The organism is Kribbella sp. NBC_01245, from assembly GCF_036226525.1.
In the GTDB taxonomy this organism is placed as follows: Bacteria; Actinomycetota; Actinomycetes; order Propionibacteriales; family Kribbellaceae; genus Kribbella.
In genome coordinates this window covers 3,583,656-3,605,168 of the sequence record NZ_CP108487.1, presented here as the reverse complement: position 1 = coordinate 3,605,168, position 21,513 = coordinate 3,583,656, and the positions used below count along the sequence as shown (strand labels likewise).

Here is a 21,513-nt window from a genome sequence, read left to right as displayed (position 1 = left end):
CAGGGCAGCGATGCAGATCAATCATCGCCGCGCCAAAGCGTTCCCCGGCCATCACTCGGCCGGGTGGCGCTCCTGCATCGCCGGGTCGTCGCCCTTGTCACCGTCTTCGGGTAGTCGCCGTACAGGCCGGGCATCCGGCGCGGGTCGGGGCCCTCTTCCCAGTCGGCACGCTGCGGCCAGTCCGATCGGTACTCGGCCACGCTGATGGCCCGATCGGCAAGGCCGTCGTCGATCGGACCATCTCGGCGCCGGGATCCCCGTCGTAAACGAGGAACTGGCCGCGGTGATCGCGGGCCAGTTCGATGCCCTCCTGCGGCGGCTGGAACCCCGGATCGGGAACGGGGATCGCCAGCACGGCCTGGGTCACCTTTTCGTCGAGGAACTCGTGATCGACTTCGACCGGACGAGCGGCGGAACGTCGTACTGAATCCAGCGGGTGTGTTTGGCCACGGCAGGAAACCTATCTCTGGGACTGGCCCATCTGGGCTGCGGTGTTGAGCGCGTCGAAGGCGGTGTCGAGTCGCCGGCGGCGGCGCCGGTTGGGTTCATGGTTGGCTTCGGCGGCCACGAACCGCCGTCGGGGTGCGCGCGGATCCGGAACACCAGTCGTTCGCAGTCCGGGTCCAGCAGCCGCAACTCGCGCAGTGCCGCGGCCACCTCGGCACCGATGACGATCTGGCCGACGGCACTAGCGAGGGTGAGCCGTTGGCGGCGCAGATCGAACGGCGAGTCCTCCCAGTTGCTGATCACTCCTTCGTCGGCGCAGCCGCTGCACTGCCACCGGATCGGCGACCCGGGCTCGGTCGTGCTGCGGACCCTGGCCACCAACGCGATCGTCACCTGGACCACCGAGTACTACGGACTGTCGATCGCCGCACTACGCCGCGCCGGTCGGCACATCGACGACGAAGTGCTGGCCCACATCTGGCCCAGCCACTACGAGAACGTCAACTTCTACGGCACCCACTCGGTCGACGTCGACGGCGAGCTGGCCAAGCTCGACGCCGACGGCTACCGGCCGCTGCGTGCCCCGACCCATCACGTCGACCTCGAAGGAGACAGCCATGCCGAACACCGGTAACGCCCGCCTCGACGCCGCGGTAGGTGATGTCGCGGCAGCGTTCGCCGAATGGATCGGCTCTGTTGAAGCCGTCAGCGCCGAGATCCGCCCGCGGAGATCACTACCGCGGGCGGTGACCCCGACGGACCCGAGGCCACCGCCCGGGTGAGGGACGTGGTCATGGCTTCCCGCGCTGACCTGTCTGACCAGTCCCGGGATGCCTATGAGGCCCGTGAGGACCAACACGCGGGAAAGTCCCGTTAAGCCTGTTCGGCGGTCCCCTCACGGGCCTGGCCGTGGACAATTGCAACGGCAACCGGCAGACCTGGAGACGCTCCCTCGCGGTCAGCCGTTGGCGGGTTGCTGGGTCTGGTCGTCGATCGTGCGTAGGTAGGGCGCGACAAGTTCGCCGTAGTCGGCCTTGCGTGCGGCGGGCAGGTCCTTCCAGCCGGTGACTGTGCCGCGGCAGCGCGCGGCACCGCACAGGCACGCGGCCGGGAAGTGGTCGATCGTGTAGTTGCGCATGGCGTAGTCGAACGTCAGTTCCTGCCCGGCGCGGATCGGCTGGCGGGCGACGATGTCGAAGGCGTGCCCGTCGTTGAGGCGGATACCGCAGTTGGGGTCGCAGGAGTGGTTGACCTTCGGTCCGAGGCCGCCGTGGCGGGCCCAGCGGCCGGGACCCATCTGCGTCGCGTGCGCGTCGTTGCCCGTCAGCGGCCCGACCAGGAAGCCGACCATGACGGTCTCGCCGGCCGCGAACGGGTGGGTGGCCACAACCCCGTCGCCTTTCCCGTCGGTCGTGCGGCGTAACTCGACGCCCTCCTCCTCGTCAGCCACAGCGCGACCAGGCGGGAGTACGTCGCGCCACGGCGCGACCGCGATCGCTGGGGCTTGTCCGGCTGACCTGACTTCGCTGCCGGGTGGCGTGGCTGGACTCCGATCGGTTGGGTTTGGGCCGTCCGGCCTGGTCGAGCGAGCCGCTGTTCGTGTTCACCGGGCACGGTCCCCGGTCGCCGCGGCCGCGAGGTAGCGGTGCAGCGACGTCTTGGGGGTGCCGGTCTTGGCGGTGATCTGCCCGAGGCTGTGGCCTTTGGCTTTGAGGAGGCGGGCGTATTCGACCTTGTCGGCGGGGTGGGCGATCGGGCGGCCGACGCGCCGGTTCTTGGCTTCGGCGACGGCGCGGGCGTGGGCGGCGCGTTCGGCGGTGAAGGTGCGTTCCATCTCGGCGAACAGCGCCAGCAGCAGGAACGCGATCCGGCCCATGCCGTCGTCGGTGGTGTTGATCGGTAGCGGATCGGCCAGCGACCGGACGCCGATGCCTCGTCCGGCGAGGTCGTGGACGAGGTTGAGGACTTCGCGCAGGTTGCGGCCGAGCCGGTCCAGGGTGTGCACCACGATGGTGTCGCCGGCGCGGGCGTAGCCGAGGGCCTCGGTCAGGCCGCGGCGGTCGATGGTGGTGCCGGTCTTCTTGTCGGTGTAGATCCGCTCGACCGGGATGCCTGCGGCGGAGAGTGCGTCGAGTTGCCGTTCGAGGCTTTGTTCGGTGGTGGAGACTCGGGCGTAGCCGAGGTCGAGTCCGGCCGGGTGGTTGTGAGGGATGGCCATGCCGTCACCGTGCCGGAAGTCAGCTCTGTGACTGCTTTTTGAAACATCATTTGTGGGACGACTTCCGGAACGGCGGCGCTGTCGTTCACGACGCTATGTGGCGGCGTTCTGTGGGCGTTTCATGGCGGTAAGGGTGCGCTGCGGCGTTAGGTGGTGAGATCGCGAACGCGTCGGGGACAGCTGACGACGTGCCTGAGGCTCGCATGTGGTTGCTGGGCCGCCTCAGATCAGGCTGCGGTCGAACTGGCCTCACCGCAGCGGGAGGCAGCAGAGCACTGCGACTGTCGACTGGTCCACGGTGTTCCAGATGTGCCGGACGGCCAACGGCCGAGTCATGGACATGAGCCAGGGAATCCAGGCAAGACCAGGGGAATCCCTGATCGATGCCGACCATAACAGGCGTAGCGTTGCCAAAGGGCCGCATAGGAGGCGCGCGTTATGGATACCCATCAGGCAGTACTGAAAGAGCTTCGCCGCCAGCGGCGTATCGATCCGGACACTGTTGTCATCCGGCGCACAGTATCGAAACACGAGAGGCAACTCATTGCCGTCGAGTGTGATGGATATCTACAGAAGGCCGCGCAGAGGTGTGTGCCAATGCGCGGCCTGTTTTCCTTTAACACAGTGGATACCTGGCGGGCGGAAGGCTCGTACGTCGGTGTGGCTGATGCTTCACGCGATCGATCGACGGTGTGGTCCAACTACGGAGGATTTACAGCTGGCGAGCTGATCGTCTTTGCTGGGTGGGTCGCCGACGGCAACGCAGCGGAAGTAGCGCTATTCGATCGCGATGACCGGCAGATGCGAGAGCGCGTCGAGAGTGGCGTTGCGATCTTTGCATGGTCGCGAGAGCAGTTCGGTCCCGCTGTACGGGCCGAACTGATCGACGAGTCTGGCAATACGCTTCGCGGCGACATGCTAGACGCCGCCATCGGTTGAGTTCCCGAGAACGTCTAGAACACGTCACGTCGGCGGAACCGCACGCCGGCCACTGCAACGAGTACTAGCGGGAGCACCGTAAATAGCAGTATTGCGTGCATAACAGAAAAAGTCAGAAAATTCGTGACGCAACCACCGACTGGATCGCACGACATCGACTCGTAACTACCACGACCGTAGGCCAATGCTCCGAAGTTTGAAGCGAACGTCCACGGCCGAAGGAAAGTTAGGGCTGACAGTTGAGCTACTGGCAGCTCCACGAAAGCGCACCATGCTGCGATGATGAGCAGCGCAGCTAAGGCATGTCGTGTTAGCCATGTCAGCGCAAATCCAGCAACACCCACTGCCACAACAACAAGAGTGGAGCGGGCCGAGAACTCCAATAGCCGAGACATATCTCCTCGCGCGTCAGCCTCGGTCGCAGCGAGCGCCCTCACCACAACGAACGCCGCCCCGGTTCCTATGCCGGTAGCTAGAAGTCCGATCAACAGGCTAGTCGCGGCGCTAGCGCCCAGGCGACTGAGAAAGACCACGTGCCGGCGAGGCTCAAACGTTAGCTCGGTACTGAGGACGTTCGATGTCACATCGAGGCTCACGTTACTTGCCGATGCGACTCCCGGGAGGCGTGTCGTCAGGACGTCGTCATCTGCGTGGTCTGCTGCGCTGCCCACTGGGCGGCTGCGTCGGCGACCGGGATCGTCGGGTTCACCAACCACGCGGCCTCCAGGCCGTAGCAGAACGCGATGATCTCCATCGCCTTGAGCTGCGGGTCGACGTCGTCGCGCATCTCGCCGCGTTGTTGTGCGGACCGCAGGGTCTCCGTCACGCGGTCGATCGTCGTCCGGTAGCCCTCGACCAGGCGCGGGTGGAGGTCGGTATCGGGGCTGACGTTCTCCCCGAGCACGACGGTGTTCATGCCGAGCAGGCTGTACACCTTGTCGTCGTGCTGGCTCGGCCAGCTGGCCATGTGCCTGGCGATGATGTCCACGATCTTGACGCCGGGGTCGGGTCCGTCGCCCCACAGCCACTCCTCGGTGAAGGCCAGGTGGCGGTCCAGGACGGCGTTGAGCAGTGCCTCCTTGCTGCCGAAGTGGTACAGCAACCCGGTCTGTGACACGCCCGCCTCGGCCGCGATGTCGGCGAGGCTCGTGCCGCGCGCCCCATTGCGGGCGATGAATCGCACGGCGACGTCGACGATGCGCTCCCGCGTCTCGAGGCCCTTGGCCGACGAGGTCTTGGGCTTCTGGGTAGCGGGCACGGTCGATCTCCCTCGCAGTGGCCGAGACGGTCGCGGCCAAGCATAGACAACTGACTGAGTACTCGGTAGCTTTTGCAAAACAGACTGAGTACTCAGTCTGGAATGGTGGCAACGAGAGGACGGATCCGATGAGCGCAGCGTTCCGGCGGGAATCCCCGGTCATCCGCGATGGGGACACTCCGCCACGGCCGCACGAGCAGGTCCAGGCATTCCTGGACAGCTCAGGCTCATCGCCCGACCCGTGGAGCGCCGACATCGCGACCGTGCGGGCGGACGCGCGCGAGAAGGTCCTGGCAGTGACCGGCGAGCCCTCGTCGGTGGCCTCCGTCGAGCCGATCGATGCGGACGGCGTGCCGGGCCGGCTCTACCGGCCCACCGGCGCGGAACGAGAGGTGCTGGTCTGGGCTCACGGCGGCGGCTGGATGCACGGCGACCTCGACACCGCCGACGGTGTCGCCCGCGCTCTGGCGAACCGGGCCGCCTGCGCGGTCTTGTCGATCGACTACCGGCTCGCGCCCGAACATCCCTTCCCGGCCGGCTTCGACGACGCTTGGACCGCCATAACGTGGGCACGGCGCAACTTCGGCAGCGTGGCCGTCGGTGGCGACAGCTCGGGCGGCAATCTAGCCGCGGCGGCGGCGCTCAAGGCGCGCGATGAAGGCGTCGAGCTGGCGGCCCAGCTGCTCGTCTACCCGGTGCTCGACAGCACCGAGGGCACCGACTACAAGGTCGCGTTCCAGCAGCGATATGCGCGCTTCGCGGGCCGGCCAGGCTTCGGCTCGAACAGCTACCGGCGGCTCAAGCACATCTGGGAGACCTACGTTCCCGACCCAGCGGCCCGCAAGGCGTCGTACGCGTCCCCGCTCCACGCCGAATCTGTGGGCGGCGTCGCGCCCGCGGCGATCATCACTGCCGAACACGACTTCCTCCGCGGCGAGGCCGAGGACTACGCGCGGCGCCTGAAGACGGCCGGCGTACCGGTCGAGCTGGACGAGTACGCAGGCCAGATCCATGGCTTCTTCGAGATGTTCACCGTCATGACCGACGCGCATCACGCCGTCGGCGTGGCCGGCGACGCCGTCCGCCGCGCCTTCCAGTCCAGCCACCCCATCCAGCCTTCGAAGGAGTTCTCATGCGATCGCTGACCCAGTACCGCGGAACCGTCCCGGTGGCCGCCGTAGCCGCGGCCGCTGCACTGCTCCTCGCCGCCTGTGCACCCGGCGGGAACTCCGAAGCAGGTCCGATGCCGTCCAGGCCGGTGGCCACCGGAGTCGGCAGCGAGCCCGTCACGCTGAAGCTGCTCGTCACCAGCGGCGTCGACGTGCCGTACTTCACCGCCCTCGGCAAGCTGTTCCACGCCAGGTACGGCAACGTTACGGTCAAGGTGGAGAGCCAGGACTACGCCGCCCTGACCACGAACATCGCGCACATCCTCGCAGGGAGCAACGTGCCCGACCTCGTTCGCGTGCCGCAGTTCGGCAACCTGATCAAGAACCACCTGCTGACCAACCTGGATCCGTACGCCACGGCATACGGATGGGACAAGTGGCCGCAGTCGCAGTTCGCCACCACCCGGGTCGGGCCCGACGGCAAGCAGCGCGGCACGGGATCGCTCTACGCTGCCGGCCCCGGGTTCGGCCTGACCGGGGTCTACTACAACAAGACGCTCGCGCAGCGGATCGGCATGACACGGCCGCCGGCGACCGTCGCCGAGTTCGAGCAGTTGCTCGCCAAGGCGAAGGACGCCGGGCTGCAGCCGATCATGATCAACGGCAAGGACGGCGGCAGCGTCTATCCACTCCAGAATCTGGTGATGTCCTACGCCGACGAGGCACAAGCCGTCCAGGACTGGAACTACGCCAAGCCCGGCGCGAGTATCGACAACGCGGCGACGGTGAAGGCCGCCACGACGCTGCAGCGCTGGGGACAAGCGGGATACCTGCCGGCCGACGTGAACAGCATCGACCAGACCCGGGCACCAGCCGAGTTCGCCAAGGGCAACGGCGTGTTCTTCCCGAGCGGCAACTGGCAGGCGCCAGGACTGGACAAGGCCGGAGCCGGCCAGTTCGGGTTCTTCCTCTTCCCGCCCGGCGACGCCGGTGGGCCGTCGTACGCGATGACCGCCGCCGCCAACCTGGGAATCCCGGCGAAGTCGCCCCATGCCGACGTCGCGGCCGCGTTCCTGGACTTCGTGCAGACCAACCCGGAGGCGCGGCAGGACACAGTGACCCTCGGCGGCCTCGTGCCCGCGGGCCCGTCGGGCGCCCCCGCTCCGACCGCGCCAGAGGGGTCGGCAGTCGCCGCCACCATCAGCGCGTTCCAGGACCTGCTGAAGAGCAACGGGCTGGTCGGCTTCATGGCTGATGCGACGGCTTCGATCCACGTCAACAGCCTCATCCCGCAAACGCAGCTGCTGCTGGCCGGCAAGACGACGCCCGAGGCGTACGCGGCCAAGGTGCAGTCCGACTACAAGCGCGACCTCGGGCAATGATCTCGGCGAACCGGCCCGGAGGTAATGCTGGGCCGAGCATCTCGAGCCCGCCGGTGAAGCGGCATGCTTCGCCTATGACGGCCCCATCGAGCGCGTCAGCAGCAACGCAACCCGTCGTACCGCGCCGAAACGCACGGCGGGCACGGCACTGGAGCGCGCTGCTCTGGGTTGCGCCGGGGTTCGGCATGTACGCCGTGTTCGTGCTGTATCCGATGCTCCAGTCCGTTCAGTACTCGTTCTACGACTGGGACGGCATCGGCCCGGCGACGCCGGCCGGGCTGGACAACTGGAAGGCGATCTTCACCCAGCCCGAGCTGCTGCACTCCGTGGAGCACGCATTCATCCTCGTCGTCTTCTACACCATCCTGCCGGTCGGCCTCGGGCTCATCGCCGCCTCATTCATCCGCGAACTCCGGCCTGGCGCGTTCAGCACCACCGCCCGGGTAGTGCTGTTCATCCCGCAGGTGCTGCCACTGGTCGCGGCCGGCATCGCATGGACCTGGATGTACTCCTCGGACGGTCTGGTCAACCAGGTCCTGCGCGCGGTCGGCCTCGATCAGCACACTCGGGCGTGGCTCGGTGACTTCACGTTCGCTCTGCCCGCGGTCGGTGTGATCGGGGTCTGGGTCATGCTCGGCTTCTGCACGGTGCTGCTGCTCGCGGGCATCGGCAAGATCGATCCGGCGCTGTACGAGGCGGCCCGGCTGGACGGCGCCGGGCGGATCAGCGAGTTCTTCGCCGTGACGCTGCCCGGGCTGCGCCGGGAACTCGTCGTCTGCACGACGTTCACGATCATCGCCGCGCTGGCGAGCTTCGACGTCATCCAGATCGCGACGCAGGGCGGCCCCGGCTACCAGACGATGGTGCCCGGCGTGGAGATCTACCGGCTGACGTTCCTGCAGCAGCACGTCGGCCAGGCCTCGGCGCTCGCGGTGTTCCTGGCCGCCCTCGTGCTGGTGGTCATCTGGCCGATCCAGCGTCTAGGGAGGGAGAAATGACGACGTCCGGGGTCGCCCACCGCGTCACGCGCACCGGCATCCTGCTCGCGCTGATGCTGTTCGCGATCGTGCCGCTGCTGAGTATGTTCACCACGGCGCTCGCGGCGCCGGGCAGCACGCCCCAGGGGCTCACCTGGCCGAGCGACCCGCACTGGCACAACTTCGTGGACGCGTGGAGCGCGGCGAACTTCCTTGCCCTGTTCGGTTCGAGCACGCTCATCGTGCTGGGCGTCGTCCCGGCCACGGTCGCCATGGCCACCGCCGCGGGCTACGCCCTCGCCCAGCTGCACGTGCCCTTCGGCAAGGCGATCTACGGTCTTCTGCTCGTCGGGCTCACCCTGCCGTTCGAGGCACTCATCACCCCGCTGTACTACAACCTCCAAAGCATGGGACTGCTCGGGACGCGGCTGGCGATCGTCCTGCCGCTCATCGGACTGCTCATGCCCTTCGGCGTCTTCTGGATGCGCGCGCACTTCCTCGGCGCCGAGCCGGCGCTCACCGAAGCCGCGAAGGTCGACGGCGCCAACGCCTGGCAGACATTCCGCCGCATCCACCTGCCACTCGCCACCTCCGCGTGGTCCGCGCTGGCCGTGCTCTTCTTCCTCGCCAGCTGGAACCAGTACCTCCTGCCCCTCGTCCTCGTCGACGACCCGACGAAGCGAACCGTGGCCGGCGGGCTGGGCGCCTTCCAGGGCCAGTACGGCACCGACATCGTGCTGCTCTGCGCCGGATCGCTGCTGATCATCCTGCCCTCGTTGGTGATCTTCCTGATCTTCCAGCGCAACTTCGTCAAGGCGCTGATGCAAGGAGCCTTGAAGTGACGACCGGCGCCTCGAGCTCATCGACACCCGCACCGCGCCGAGAGGATCAGATGAATCACGCACACATAGCCCAGCGCAGCGTGATCGTCGCGCCGCGACCTCAAGGCTCGAGGAGACCGAAGTCCGCGCACCCAGGCCAGGTGACGAGTCTGTCGTGCGGAACCTGCTCGAGCTGACCGCCGAGCAGCAGCTGAACCTTCTTGGCGAGCTTGTCGCGCTCGGCCCGCAAGGCACCGATTTCCTCACCGGCAAGTGACAGTTCGGTCCGGAGGCCGTCCACGCTGACCGTTGTCCCACCGCTGCGGAGCGACCGTGGACTGGTATTGGCCTGCTTGGTGATGGCGTTGTCGACAGCGGTGCGAATGGCGCGGTGTTATAGATGAACCAGGTCGAGACCCCTGCTCCCACCGTTCCCTCGCCGAACCCTTGGCTTGCGCTGGCGAACCCGCCCAGACCAGGCGCGGACAGTAGCGGTGGCTACTCATCGCTGAGCACGCTTCCACTGTGTCACTGCCGACGGTGCTGGAACGCGGCGGCTCAGCTCGGTGGTCCGCTACGAAAGCATGTGCGGAAGGTGACCGGACAGATGCTCCCAGCGCAGCCGGCCCGAGCCGAAGCCCGCGGCATGGACGCCGTCGTGGCCGAGCGGGCGCCGACAGTAGTAGTGCGGCGAATAGAGGTCGCGGCAGGAGTCCCGGTAGGTCGTATAGGCGAACTCGAGGTCCAGCCGTTGGTCGCTGCTCATGAAAATCGCTCTCGTGACGGAATTACCTTCCTTCGCAGTATGACTAGAGAGTTGTTACCAGGGCATTTCGCCACGGTCACGAGTGCAAGGCGACGGGAGCCGGGCTGATGTGGCCCCGCTCCCGTCGGTTGCCCGGCGCTGTTACTTGATCAGTCCGTGCGGGTCGAGCACGTACTTGCGCGCCGCGCCTTTGTCGAATTCGGCGTACCCGGTGGGTGCGCCGTCCAGCGGGATGACCGTGGCGTTCACGTTCTTCGCGATCTGCGTACGGTCGTGCAGGATCGCCTGCATCAGTTGACGGTTGTAGCGCATGACCGGGCATTGCCCAGTCATGAACGACAACGACTTCGCCCAGCCGAGGCCCAGCCGGATCGACAGTGAGCCGATCTTCGCCGCATCGTCGGTTGCGCCGGGATCGCCGGTGACATACAGCCCCGGGATGCCGACCGCGCCACCGGCCCGGGTGACGTCCATGACCGTGTTGAGCACTGTCGCGGGACGTTCGGCCCGGGCATCGGTGCCGTGGCCGTGTGCCTCGAAGCCGACCGCGTCGATGGCGGCGTCGACTTCCGGCACGCCGAGGATCTGTTCGACCTGTTCCCTCGGTTCGCCCTGTGATACATCGACCGTCTCGCAGCCGAAACTGCGTGCCTGTTCCAGCCGCTCCGACTGGAGGTCGGCCACGATGACGACCGCCGCGCCGAGCAGGAACGCCGACGTGGCCGCGGCCAGCCCGACCGGTCCGGCTCCGGCGATGTACACGGTCGAACCGGGCCCGACGCCGGCGGTGACGGCGCCGTGGTACCCGGTGGGGAAGATGTCCGACAGCATCGCCAGGTCGCGGATCTTCGCGAGCGCCTGGTCCTTGTCGGGGAACTTCAGCAGGTTCCAGTCGGCGTACGGCACCAGCACGTACTCCGCCTGGCCGCCGACCCAGCCGCCCATGTCGACATAGCCGTACGCCGATCCCGGCCGATCGGGGTTCACGTTCAGGCAGACGCCGGTCTTGCCCTCCTTGCAGTTGGTGCATCGCCCGCAGGCGATGTTGAACGGGACGGAGACCAGGTCGCCGGCCTTGATGAACTCGACGTCCCGGCCGACCTCGGCGACCTCGCCGGTGATCTCGTGGCCGAGAGCGAGTCCCGGAGGTGCCGTCGTCCGGCCGCGGACCATGTGCTGGTCGCTGCCGCAGATGTTGCTGGCGACTACTTTGAGGATTGCCCCGTGGGGGACCTGGCGACCCACGTTGGCGGGGTTGACGCCTGGGCCGTCCTTGAGTTCCAGGGTCGGGTAGTCGATCGACTCGACCGCCACGTCGCCTGGGCCCTTGTAAATCACTGCCCTGTTGCCTGGCACGAGAAGTGCTCCTCTCCAAGAGGCTCCACCGCGGTGGACCATGCGAAACCGGTCTGCTGTGACGTGTGATGTGTCGGGCGAGTGGCATCACCACCTCACGACCCGGCGGCGTGGGCGTCCGAGTTCGGCCAGGTCTCGCTGTTCAACGTCTCGCTGTTCAACCTGTGGGCCGCGACCGCCCTGTGATGGAAGCGATGCGGTCGTCGCCTGCCCCGTACCAGGTGAGTCCCTCATCCGAGCGCCCATCGTCTGCCTGGACACGCAGAACCGGCGCCGATCAGGGGATTGATCCCGACGCTAGTCCCGCACACCGACCGCGTCAACGCCGCGCCACCGACTTCCGAAGCTGGTCGTAGCGGACGTTTGAGTGTCGCGCCGAGCGGACCGGTTGGCCGGTGATCGGGTCGATCGCGGCCAGGTGCGGCACCCGGTGGCGGGCCAGCACCGGCCCCACCGTGGACGGGTTCAGACCGAACTCGGCGGCCAACACGACCGCGCCGCGGCGGCGCAGCAGGCGTCCGGTCGGGTTGATCCTTGGCTCGGCGTGTGCCCTTCCCCCGGCAACACGGCGGGCCCCGAGAGCCCATCGTTCAGCCGGGCGTTCGGCACGTGAAGAGCCCCACGATCACGTGAGGAGTGCCCACGATGATGGGCTGTCAGGAAATCAAGGACACCGTTAAACGCCGCTACGGCGCGTTCGCCGCGGCGGGCGGGGCGGAAGAGGCGTGCTGTGCCGCGATGACCGCCACGGCGGGCTATGCCCGGAAGCACGGGCTGTACAGCCCGCCCGAGCTGGCCTTCGTCCCGGACCTGGCCATCAACCTGGCCCGTGGCTGCGGCAACCCGGCCGGGTTCGCCGCACTGACACCTGGCGAGGTGGTCGTGGACCTCGATGTGATCCTCGCCGCCCGCAAGGTCGGGCCGAACGGCCGGATCGTGGGCGTGGATCTTACCCCGGAGATGATCGAGCAGGCCGGCCTGGCGGTGGCCGAGGCGGAGCTGACCGGCCCGTGATACTGGTGAGCTCCGCTGATCGAGTAGCTGGTATTCGTTGCCTGAGGCCCGCTTGTGGTCACTGGCTGTGGTCGCCGGGCGCGTAGGTCTTCCAGGTGCGAACCCGTACAGCTAATCGTTGTTTCTGCGCTGCCAGTAGGGGAGGCCTCCTCGGCGATGGCCTCCGCGCTCAGCGATCGTGTCGCTGCCAAGTAGCAGCAGAGCCCGACGGCGACGGCGTACAAGATGGCGAACCCCGTACTCATCAACATCAACTCCCCGTGCAACGTCCGGGCGGGCGGCTCCCGCGATCCCTTGTCCCACAGGCTCGCCGGTGAGGGCGTCGGGTATCTCGTGCTCGACGAGAACAGTGGGACGTGGCGTGCCGACCTGGGCAAGCTGCCGGCCGGGGAGCACCTCGTGTACTCGCGGGCGCGCATCGACACGACGACCTCCGCGGTGGCGACGAGCCTCTTCACGGTCGAGCCGGCCGCCTCGGTCGAATGGCAGGTCGTGTCGCGCAACGCCGCGAATGATCCGCAGGCATGGCGTCCGGCGACCGGGCTGAAGGACTGGTCCTTCCTGCTGAACACCACCGACCACGGCAGCGGACCGAAGACGATCGCGGCCCGCATGACCGAGCACGGCGCCGAGACCGCGCGGGACACGGTCCTGGTCACATTCCGCTGAGGAGGCAGTCCGTATCGATTGCGGGATGGGCGCTCGCTTGGTCAGCCGGTTGATTCGCGGGTCGCGAGGGTGGGCTGGAACAGGATCTGCTGGTGGGCGTGGGTGCCGGGTTCGTCGGTTTCCTCGAGAAGGAACCTGTAAGGGAACCTGACCGACGAGCTGACCCGCGTCGTGATCCATCCCTCTCGAGGCCTTGGCGGCCTGGCTGGCGACACCGCTCCAGCGTCGCCGTGCAGGACTACGCACAATCGACCGTGATCATCCACGACTACGTTCCCGCCGTGCTCGCCGAACGGATGACGTCCGTTTGCGTTGCCGCGGTCCTCGTCAACTGGGATGTCCGCGGGCTGGTGTACGCCGGCGTCCGCGCCTCGTCGTCGATTCAAGGCTGGATGTCCGATCACCTCCGGCGAGCCGCCGACGACGTCGCCTACGAGATTCGCGTCCGTGACGAGGGTCGATCGCCGGGTCGCCTCGCTCGGTCCCCGCCGACCCCGGCGGACCGTCGACCGAGAGCCTCCGCGAACTGTACGGCGAACTGCGGATCCTCGCCGTCGCACCGGCGATCCGCAACTCCACCAGCTGGTGGCTCGGGCCGCCGGCGAAGATACGCCGGCACTCCTCACCCCACGGCAACTTTGGCCATGGTGGCGCTGGGGTGCGGCAACGCGGAAATCGGAAGATGGGCTGTATCTCTTAACCGAGAAGGTCAAGAACTACCTCAGGGTGGCGATGCGCACACGCGCCTCGAGGCAGTCGTGATGGCCGGGCGCCAGGGGACTACTTCCGTGAACGGCCGCTTGAGCTGATGCCGTGCGCGGGTGAGGCGATCGCGCGGCCGAACCCTTGACGCAGCTGTCGGCACAGTTCTACTGTCGCCAGTGACAACGTGATCATTTTCTGCGGGTTTGTCGGAATCGACTTCTGTTGTGAGGGAGTAGGGCCTTGGCGACTAGAATCAGCCGGCTCCTCATGGCCGCCATCGTGACGTGGGCTGTGGGTGGAATGACGCTGCCCCTGGCCGCGTCCGGTGCGGCTGACGCCGTCCCGACGCAGTTGGTGGCCAAGGCGTACACGGAGGCGTGGGGACGGTTGCCTACCGCATTCGAGTGGAGGTCCGCGACCCGAGAGCTGACGACGGCTGGGTGCTCGGCGCACTCGGTCGGACGCTTCCTACGGAAGTTCTACGTCGCGCCGCGGTTCGAGCAGTTGGGGTACGACGATGCGAGTCGGCTCCTGGCGCTGTTCCGGGGTGTTCTCAACCGCGACCCCGACCGAGACGGGTTTGCCCACTACTCGGCGGCTCTGACAGCCGACACGCCCTGGGCAGATGTCGTTGACGACCTCCTGAGCAGTGCCGAGTTCACCACCGGCCTCCTGCCGCGAGTTTGCGGGCCGACCCCGTCTTATGGGTGGGGATCGACGCCCGCATTGGCGGTTCCGGCCTCGGGCGAGGGCTTCGCAGGCGGTACAGGCGCGGAACTCCAGGCACTGCTGAGCAAGGCGGCGCCAGGGAGCACAGTGTGGTTGGCGAAGAGTGCGCTGGTGCGTGTCGACGCGCCGGTCATCGTGCCGTCAGGAGTCACGTTGGCCACCGTTGGCCGGCCGGGGACGTCGCGGTATGCCGCGATGGCGCGCTTGGTCCGCAACTCGTTGTTCGCCGGTGAAGTGGTCCGGATCATGCCGGGTGCGCGATTGGACAGCGTCTGGGTCGACGGCCAGCGGTCCGCGGTCGTACGGCCGCCGTTGCAGGGTGGGACCGGGGTCAATGTCTGGCTGGTTGGTGGTTCAGTCGTGAACAGCCGCCTCTCGGAGAGCTCTGGCTGGACATCACTCCAGGGTGGAACGAATGTGCACCTCGATGAACGGCTGCCCGACATCACCGGGCCGTGCTACGGCTTCATCGCGCGCAACCTGGTTACGGCATACGCGAGCAGTCATGACGGAGACTTCAGCGACGGCATCAGCAGCTACTGCGACAACACAGTGATCGAGGACAACGAGGTTGTTGACACGACGGACGTTGGCATCATCATCTTTCCACCCTCCTTCGACACCCCGCAGCGATCGCAGGTGCGCTTCAACACGGTGATCTCCGCAGGGAACAGCGGGTACGGCGCCTATGCGGCCGATCCCACCTTCGGGCACCTCAAGCCGCCGGACTTCACGGGTTCGAGTGTGCACGACAACGTGTTCTGGACCGGTGCGCGGACGCACTTCGACATCGGGTTGGCGGTAGGAACGCGAGCCTGGTTCGGAACGACGTCCTCGACCGGAACCGGGGCGTCGTTCACCGGCAACGGCACCGGCGGTCTGGTGGCCCGAGTGGCCGCCGGCATCGCGGTGTCGGGCATGGCGGGCGTAACCGTGACCGGAAACGCGGTGGAGGTGGGCTTCGCGGACGAGGCGTCGCCCTGCCCGCGGGCGGTGGTGGGTGCGTCAGTATCGGCTGGGTATGCATCGGGTTCGATCCAGCCGTTCACCGACGTGCTGTACCAGAGCTGCATCACCACCGGACGGTGAGGACATGGCGAATCCAGGCGCGGCCGGCGACGAGCGGTTGGGGTCGGCGCCGGCGGTCGAGGCTTGCCGCGACCTCGCCGCGTCGCTCGACCTCAGGACGAAGGTCAGGCTGCTGACCGGCAGCGGCTATTTCACTGTGGCGGCCGAGGAGTCGATCGGCCTGCGCGAGCTGCGCATGTCGGACGGCCCGTCAGGGGTACGGGGAACCGACGCGCCGCAGGCCGCCGCCTTGCTGCCCAACGCCACACTTGTCGCGGCGAGCTGGAGCGAACAGACTGCGTCTGTTGTCGGCGAGATCCTGGCGGAGGAGGCGGCTGCGCAGAACGTCCATCTGTTGCTCGGTCCAACGATCAACCTGCATCGCAGTGTCCTGGGTGGCCGGCTGTTCGAGGCCTTCTCCGAGGATCCCTTGCTCACCGGCCGCCTGGCTGCCGCCTATGTCTCGGCGCTGCAGCGACGCGGGATCGGCGCCTGTCCGAAGCACTTCGTCGCGAACGAGTCCGAGACCGAGCGTACGACGGTCAGTGTGGAGATGGATGAGGCGACGCTGCGCGAGGTCTACCTGCTGCCGTTCGAGATCGTGGTGCAGGACGCGGATCCGTGGTCGATCATGGCGGCGTACAACCGGGTGAGCGGCGTGCCCGCCACGGAGAACCGGCGCCTGCTGACCGGCGTGCTGCGTGACGAGTGGGGGTGGAACGGGCTCGTCGTCTCAGACTGGGGCGCCACGACGAGTGACGTCGCGTCCGCGACCGCTGGACTGGACCTGGTCATGCCGGGTCCAGAGGGCCCCTGGGGCGCTGCCCTCGTCAACGCGGTCGAGACCGGAATGCTGGCGGAATCGGTGATCGACGAGCACGTCGTCAGACTTCTCATCTTGGCAATGCGCACGGGGGTGCTGGACGGCTCGGGCCCGCCACTCCGCTCCACACAGGATCCAGAAAGCCGACGTGCACAACTCACGACACTGGCCGCGGCCGGGTGCACTGTGCTGACCAACCACGGCGCGACGCTTCCGCTGGACAGGGATTCCCGCGTTGCGTTGATAGGCCGCCACGCCATCGAGACGGTCTGTCTGGGAGGTGGCTCGGCAGAGGTGATGCCGCCGTACACGGTCAGCATCGCCGAAGGGCTGAGTGAGCTCCTGGGCGATCGACTGATCGTCGCCGGCGGTGTCGAAGTACGTGACCGGCCTCCGGCGGCACAGCCCGAGGTCGTCACGGATCCTGTCACCGGTCGGCCTGGGGTCCGGTGCGTCGTGCTGTCCGAGGACGGCTGTGTTCTGGTCGACGGGCATCGTCCCGCGGCCAAGGATCTGATTTCCGATCCGCCCGGCGGCCGCGTCGACACCATTCTTCTGCGGGCGCTGGTCCCGCTCGGCGGCTATCTCGAGGTGGGCGGCATCGGGGTGGGGGACTGGGAGATCCTGGCGGGCGACGAGCGGATCACCTTCTCGCTGCGGGTTTCTGGCCGGTGTTTTGGTGAGGAAGCGTTGGCGCCGCCGGTGAGCACGGCGCGCGTGGTGATGTCGCCGGGGACGCTGGTAGAGGCTCGCGTCGCCGTCGGGCCGGCTTTCCAGGCACACAGGCCGGTCTATGGCAACTGGGGGCTGGTCGCGCGCTCTGTACCGCCGGACGATGCCGACTCGATCGCCCGCGCGGCATCGGCGGCTGCGGCGGCCGACGTGGCCGTCGTCGTGGTCGGAACCACACAGGAGCAGGAGACCGAGTCGATCGACAAGTCCACGATCAGACTGCCGGGTGCGCAGGACGCCATGGTGTCCGCCGTCGCCGCGAGGGCCCGCAGGACCGTGGTCGTCGTCAATGCCGCGACACCGGTGCTGATGCCGTGGCTAGACGAGGTCGACGCGATCGTGTGGTGCGGACTGCCCGGTCAGGAAGGTGGCCGCGGGGTCGCCGCGGCACTGCTCGGCGATATCGAGCCGGCCGGACGGTTGGTGACGACCTTCCCGGCCGAGGACGGAGCGGCGCCTGCCTGGGCCGTGACACCGTCCGAGGGACGCCTGACCTACCGCGAGGGCCGCTTCATCGGGTACCGAGGTCACTGGGCAGGACTGGCTCCGGAGCCGGCCTTCTGGTTCGGGCATGGACTCGGATACGGCGCATGGGAGTACGGGTCGCCCACCGCCGCACGTGAGGGCGATGACGTGGTGGTGACCGTCGAGGTGACCAACGCCGGTATCCGCGAAAGCCGAGAGGTTGTTCAGGTGTACGTCGAACCGGCCGGCACCGAGGAGCCGATCCGGCTCGCCGGCTGGACCTCGGTCACCGTCGCGCCGGGTGCAACCGTCACGGCTCGGGTAGTGATCGACTCTCGGATCTGCCGGCGCTGGGATCAAGCCCGAGGCGGATGGGTCGCAGTTGCTGATGGCAATGGTCTGGTCGTTGCCCGTGGTCTCGGCGATATTCGCGGCCGCGTCCGGGCGCCACGATCGTCGTGAACTCTTGACGTCCGGGGTAGCCATAGTCACTCTGATCACGTTGTCATTTTGGTGCGTCGTCGTCTGATCCTGAGGTGGCCGCAGCGGGCGGCCGAGACAGACAAGGAGTCCGTCCATGTCCTACGCACGAAGAGCGTGTGGCAGAGCACAAGCCGCGCGCCGCTTGCTCGCTCTGCTCGTGGGGTGCCTCGTCCTCGGGCAGGCGTTACCTACGGCGGCATCACCGGGGGACGGTCGTCGGCCTGTGCGTCCACGCGCTACGGCGGCGGTAGCACAGCAGCCCGGTCCGGAGATCCTCTACGCGCCGCCGGCGGCTGCTCCGCAACTGGAGAACACCGGTGTCTGGCAGGCCGCGCCGATTCTGGTGGCCGGCGCGTCCGCCTATCGCAATGGCGAGTTCCTGTACCAGGACTTCCTGTACGACGATCTCGGTGCGTCCTCGGCGTACACCTATCCGGCCGCGCCCGGGTACGCGGGCAACGCGGCGGATCTCGTGGAGATCCGGCTGAAGCCGCTCACGGATGCGACGGCCATCCGGCTCACCTTCAACTCGATGCTCGACCCCGCGCTCGTCGGGACGACGATCGCGCTCGGGACGTCGGCCGCCACACGGGCCTTCCCGCACAGTGCCAACACCAAGGCGCCGGGCGAGGTGTTCGTCACCGCATACGGCACAACGGCCGACGCCGTCGACGCCGCCACCGGACAGCCGATGGCCCTACCGGCTCCCACTGTCACGGTGGACCTCGTACGTCGGCAGGTTGAGGTGCGGGTGCCCTACACCGTCTACGACCCGCGCGGCCGCAGCGCCGTCCGGATCGCGGCAGCGGCCGGCTTGTGGGACACCACGAACAACCGTTACCTGACGCCGCCCGGTGGTACGGCGACCGGCTCGGTGTTCTACAACGCCGGGTTCAGGTACGACGAGCCGCTGGTCGGGGGGACCGTCGGGATGCGGGAGTCTCAGCAGAGCTCTGTGCTCGGATCGGGCGACGTGTCGCCATTCTTCGCCGAGGTGGACTTCACCAAGCTAGCGGCCGGGGTGACCGACGATCTCGCCGGACAACACACCGGCGTCCCGGTGACCGGCTTCATGAACCGCATCTTCGCCAGCCACTACGAGACGAAGCAGGGCCGCGGTGACGCGACCTCCCTGCAAACTCAGAATTGTCCGCAGCCGTGCGCTCCGGCACGAGCGGGCCGGCTGCAGAGTTACAGCCTCTACATTCCGTCGAAACCCTTGCCCACGGCCGGCTACGGTCTGACAGTCATGTTGCACTCGTCGGGCGGTACCGCGAACCAGTACCAGGGATCGCAGGGCGCGATTCAGCTCGGCGAGCGTGGGACTGGGTCCATCGTGATCACGCCCGAGGCGCGCGGTCCGTCGTACTTCTACTACGGCCAGGCCGCGGCGGACGTGTTCGAGGCCTGGGCCGACGCCGCGCGGCTGTATCGCCTCGATCCGGACAGCACGGTGGTCACTGGTACATCGATGGGTGGATACGGGAGCTACAAGCTGGCGGCGACGTACCCCGACCTGTTCGCTTCGGTCGTGCCGGTCGTGCCGTGCCCGACGGGAGGCGTCTTCTACGCGCCCGGCGGACACGTGCCCGGTGGTGAGGCGTCGGCAATCGTGCATGTCGCTTCGTCCCTGCGACACGTTCCGGCTTTCTCGCTGCAGTCGGTCAACGATCCGATCTGCACCTACACTGGCGAGCTCGGCGCGGCGTCGATCTTCCAGCGACTCGACGCGCTGAACTACCAGTACGAGGCGTGGTCGTTCTATGCCACCGAACACCTGCTGGTCGGGAACCTGCTGCCGTACAACCCCGGTCCGATCGTCGACTTCGTGAGCAGGTACCGGCGAGTGCCCGACCCGGTGCACCTGAGCTACGTCGTCAATGCGGAGATGACTCAACCGGAGGTTGGACTGACCACCGGCAACGTCTACTGGTTGTCCGGTCTGACCGTACGGGACAAGGCTCGAGCCGTACCCACCGGCGGCGTCGAGGCATTCTCCTACGGCTACGGGGTGTCGGATCCGGCGGTGGTGCCGACCGACACCGGCACCGGGTTGTACCCGGGAGTGCTCTATCCATTCAGCTATCAGCGGAAGTATCCGTCCGCGGGCTCGGCTCAGCCGGTGCAGAATCGCCTCGACCTGACGCTGACCAACCTGTCCGCGGTCACGGTTGACCCGGTGCGTGCCCGGATCGGCTGCGATGCCGCGGTCAACGTGACGACGGATGGTTCGGTGACGATCACGCTCGCCGGATGTGGCCGCACGATCACGGCCGGCTGACCCTGGCGATCGCCGTACGGCGTTTTGTCCGATCGGACAAGGCGCCGTACGGGATGGTTGGGCGAGAACCTCCCATCTGTCATCATGGACAAATTGGGGGCGACACAGCACTCGGTGCGTGATCGCGGACCAAGATGATCGCGCCGAAGGAGTAGTCGACTTGTCTCGTCCAACCATGCCCGACGTGGCCCGGGAAGCCGGTGTCAGTGTCAAGACGGTGTCCCGGGTGATCAACCGGGAGCCCAGCGTCAAGCCGGCCACGGCCGAGCGGGTGACCGCGGCCATCGCGAAGCTCGGCTTCCGGCGCAACGACGCGGCGCGGAGCCTACGGTCCGGCCGGTCCACCTCGAGTATCGGCCTGGTCATCGAAGACCTCGGCAACCCGTTCTACTCCATGTTGGCCCGCGCGGTGGAGAGCGTCGCTCGCAAGAACGACTCGCTGCTCATCTCCGCCAGCTCCGAGAGCGATCTCGACCTGGAGCGCCGGCTTGTCCACGAGATGTGCGAACGCCGCGTCGACGGGCTGATCATCGTTCCATCGGTGGGCGACCAGTCGTTCGTGAACGAGGAGATGGAGATGGGAACACCGGCTGTCTTCGTGGACCGGCCCCCCACCGGTGTGAAGACCGACGTGGTGCTTGCCGACAACGCGGGTGGTGCGCGCGCGGGCCTCGAGTTCCTGATCCAGCGCGGGCACAAGTCCATCGCCATCCTCGCCGAGGACGACCGGCTCTACACGATGAGCCAGCGGTTGCGCGCAGCGCGGACGGTCGCGGACCGGGCCGGTGTCGAGCTCGTCGTGGCGACCGGTCTGCGGACACCAGCCGCGGCCGCTGCGGCCGCCGCGGGGATCCTCGCGCGCCACCGGCCGCCGACGGCGATCTTTGCCCTGAACAACCGGACCGCGATCGGCGCCCTTGCGCAGGTCGCCGGCCGCGGGGGATCGGTCGAGGTGATCGGATTCGACGAGTTCGAGCTGGCTTACCTCGTCCCGGAGATGCTCGCGGTGGTTGCCCACGATGCGGCGGACATGGGCACCCAGGCGGCCGAGCTCTTGTTCGCCAGGATCGGTGGCTATGCCGTGAAGCCGAAGCGTGTCGTGATTCCCGCCGAGTTGATTCCCTGCGAGATGCACAAGGATCAGACAGTCCCACCTGCCTGGCTTCCGTCCGGCCGCTGACACGACCACTTCCGCCGTTCGCACGCCGGAAGCTGTGAGATCTGAAGCGATCTCACAAACGCCGGGGCCGAGTTCTCCGGCAAAAATGTTC

The 21,513-nt window shown here is 67.4% G+C and carries 20 protein-coding genes; 14 read left to right on the top strand and 6 right to left on the bottom strand.

Going from position 1 to position 21,513, the window contains the following annotated elements; genetic code table 11:
* Positions 1-283 precede the first annotated feature (283 nt).
* The 3 genes from OG394_RS15825 (at position 284) to OG394_RS15815 (ending at position 1,229) form a co-directional block, all read left to right on the top strand.
* Entirely contained in the window at positions 284-427 is a 144-nt protein-coding gene (locus tag OG394_RS15825; protein WP_328996116.1) for a hypothetical protein, read from the top strand.
* Positions 428-667: 240 nt separating this feature from the next.
* On the top strand, positions 668-1,081 hold the full coding sequence (locus tag OG394_RS15820) for a Tn3 family transposase (protein ID WP_328996115.1): 414 nt from the start codon (positions 668-670) through the stop codon (positions 1,079-1,081).
* Positions 1,065-1,229 (top strand): hypothetical protein, encoded by a 165-nt coding sequence (locus OG394_RS15815; protein ID WP_328996114.1) that lies wholly within the window; start codon positions 1,065-1,067, stop codon positions 1,227-1,229. The genes OG394_RS15820 and OG394_RS15815 overlap by 17 nt, the downstream gene beginning before the upstream one ends.
* Before the next feature lie 176 nt (positions 1,230-1,405).
* Here OG394_RS15815 and OG394_RS15810 read toward each other — a convergent pair whose 3' ends face one another.
* Both OG394_RS15810 and OG394_RS15805 read right to left on the bottom strand, forming a co-directional pair.
* Positions 1,406-1,897 carry an SET domain-containing protein gene (locus OG394_RS15810; protein WP_328996113.1) on the bottom strand — a complete coding sequence of 164 codons (492 nt, stop codon included), beginning with the start codon at positions 1,895-1,897 and terminating at the stop codon, positions 1,406-1,408.
* A gap of 153 nt (positions 1,898-2,050) precedes the next feature.
* On the bottom strand, positions 2,051-2,665 hold the full coding sequence (locus tag OG394_RS15805) for a recombinase family protein (RefSeq protein ID WP_328996112.1): 615 nt from the start codon (positions 2,663-2,665) through the stop codon (positions 2,051-2,053).
* Positions 2,666-3,103: 438 nt separating this feature from the next.
* Between OG394_RS15805 and OG394_RS15800 the strand changes: the two genes are divergently transcribed.
* Positions 3,104-3,604: a hypothetical protein gene (locus OG394_RS15800; RefSeq protein ID WP_328996111.1), complete on the top strand. Its 501-nt coding sequence runs from the start codon at positions 3,104-3,106 to the stop codon at positions 3,602-3,604.
* Between the two features lie 631 nt (positions 3,605-4,235).
* On the opposite strand, the gene OG394_RS15795 is transcribed toward OG394_RS15800, so the two are convergent.
* Entirely contained in the window at positions 4,236-4,862 is a 627-nt protein-coding gene (locus OG394_RS15795) for a TetR/AcrR family transcriptional regulator (RefSeq protein WP_328996110.1), read from the bottom strand.
* Positions 4,863-4,990: 128 nt separating this feature from the next.
* Here OG394_RS15795 and OG394_RS15790 point away from each other — a divergent pair, with 128 nt between their 5' ends.
* The 4 genes from OG394_RS15790 (at position 4,991) to OG394_RS15775 (ending at position 9,172) form a co-directional block, all read left to right on the top strand.
* Positions 4,991-6,007, top strand: coding sequence for an alpha/beta hydrolase (locus tag OG394_RS15790; protein WP_328996109.1), 1,017 nt, complete (start codon positions 4,991-4,993; stop codon positions 6,005-6,007).
* A complete protein-coding gene (locus OG394_RS15785) occupies positions 5,995-7,353 on the top strand; it encodes an ABC transporter substrate-binding protein (protein WP_328996108.1) in 1,359 nt (452 codons plus the stop codon). Before OG394_RS15790 ends, OG394_RS15785 begins: the two co-directional genes overlap by 13 nt.
* Positions 7,354-7,427: 74 nt before the next feature.
* Complete coding sequence (locus OG394_RS15780) at positions 7,428-8,351, top strand: carbohydrate ABC transporter permease (protein WP_328996107.1); 924 nt, start codon at positions 7,428-7,430, stop codon at positions 8,349-8,351.
* Positions 8,348-9,172 (top strand): carbohydrate ABC transporter permease, encoded by an 825-nt coding sequence (locus OG394_RS15775; protein WP_328996106.1) that lies wholly within the window; start codon positions 8,348-8,350, stop codon positions 9,170-9,172. The genes OG394_RS15780 and OG394_RS15775 overlap by 4 nt, the downstream gene beginning before the upstream one ends.
* Positions 9,173-9,725: 553 nt before the next feature.
* Here the strand turns inward: OG394_RS15775 and OG394_RS15770 are convergent.
* The 3 genes from OG394_RS15770 to OG394_RS15760 all read right to left on the bottom strand — a co-directional run bounded on the left by OG394_RS15770 (position 9,726) and on the right by OG394_RS15760 (position 11,763).
* Positions 9,726-9,917, bottom strand: coding sequence for a hypothetical protein (locus tag OG394_RS15770; protein WP_328996105.1), 192 nt, complete (start codon positions 9,915-9,917; stop codon positions 9,726-9,728).
* A 141-nt stretch (positions 9,918-10,058) separates the two neighbouring features.
* Positions 10,059-11,273, bottom strand: coding sequence for a formaldehyde dehydrogenase, glutathione-independent (fdhA, locus tag OG394_RS15765; protein ID WP_328996104.1), 1,215 nt, complete (start codon positions 11,271-11,273; stop codon positions 10,059-10,061).
* 319 nt (positions 11,274-11,592) lie between these two features.
* Positions 11,593-11,763, bottom strand: a complete 171-nt coding sequence (locus tag OG394_RS15760) for a hypothetical protein (protein WP_328996103.1) — start codon at positions 11,761-11,763, stop codon at positions 11,593-11,595.
* 158 nt (positions 11,764-11,921) lie between these two features.
* Between OG394_RS15760 and OG394_RS15755 the strand changes: the two genes are divergently transcribed.
* The 6 genes from OG394_RS15755 (at position 11,922) to OG394_RS15730 (ending at position 21,422) form a co-directional block, all read left to right on the top strand.
* A complete protein-coding gene (locus OG394_RS15755) occupies positions 11,922-12,287 on the top strand; it encodes a hypothetical protein (protein ID WP_328996102.1) in 366 nt (121 codons plus the stop codon).
* A 225-nt stretch (positions 12,288-12,512) separates the two neighbouring features.
* On the top strand, positions 12,513-12,956 hold the full coding sequence (locus OG394_RS15750) for a hypothetical protein (RefSeq protein WP_328996101.1): 444 nt from the start codon (positions 12,513-12,515) through the stop codon (positions 12,954-12,956).
* Positions 12,957-13,928: 972 nt separating this feature from the next.
* On the top strand, positions 13,929-15,479 hold the full coding sequence (locus OG394_RS15745; protein WP_328996100.1) for a DUF4214 domain-containing protein: 1,551 nt from the start codon (positions 13,929-13,931) through the stop codon (positions 15,477-15,479).
* 4 nt (positions 15,480-15,483) lie between these two features.
* Positions 15,484-17,940 carry a beta-glucosidase family protein gene (locus OG394_RS15740; protein WP_328996099.1) on the top strand — a complete coding sequence of 819 codons (2,457 nt, stop codon included), beginning with the start codon at positions 15,484-15,486 and terminating at the stop codon, positions 17,938-17,940.
* Positions 17,941-18,184: 244 nt separating this feature from the next.
* Entirely contained in the window at positions 18,185-20,242 is a 2,058-nt protein-coding gene (locus OG394_RS15735; RefSeq protein ID WP_328996098.1) for an alpha/beta hydrolase-fold protein, read from the top strand.
* A gap of 160 nt (positions 20,243-20,402) precedes the next feature.
* On the top strand, positions 20,403-21,422 hold the full coding sequence (locus OG394_RS15730) for a LacI family DNA-binding transcriptional regulator (RefSeq protein ID WP_328996097.1): 1,020 nt from the start codon (positions 20,403-20,405) through the stop codon (positions 21,420-21,422).
* The last annotated feature ends 91 nt before the right edge of the window (positions 21,423-21,513 follow it).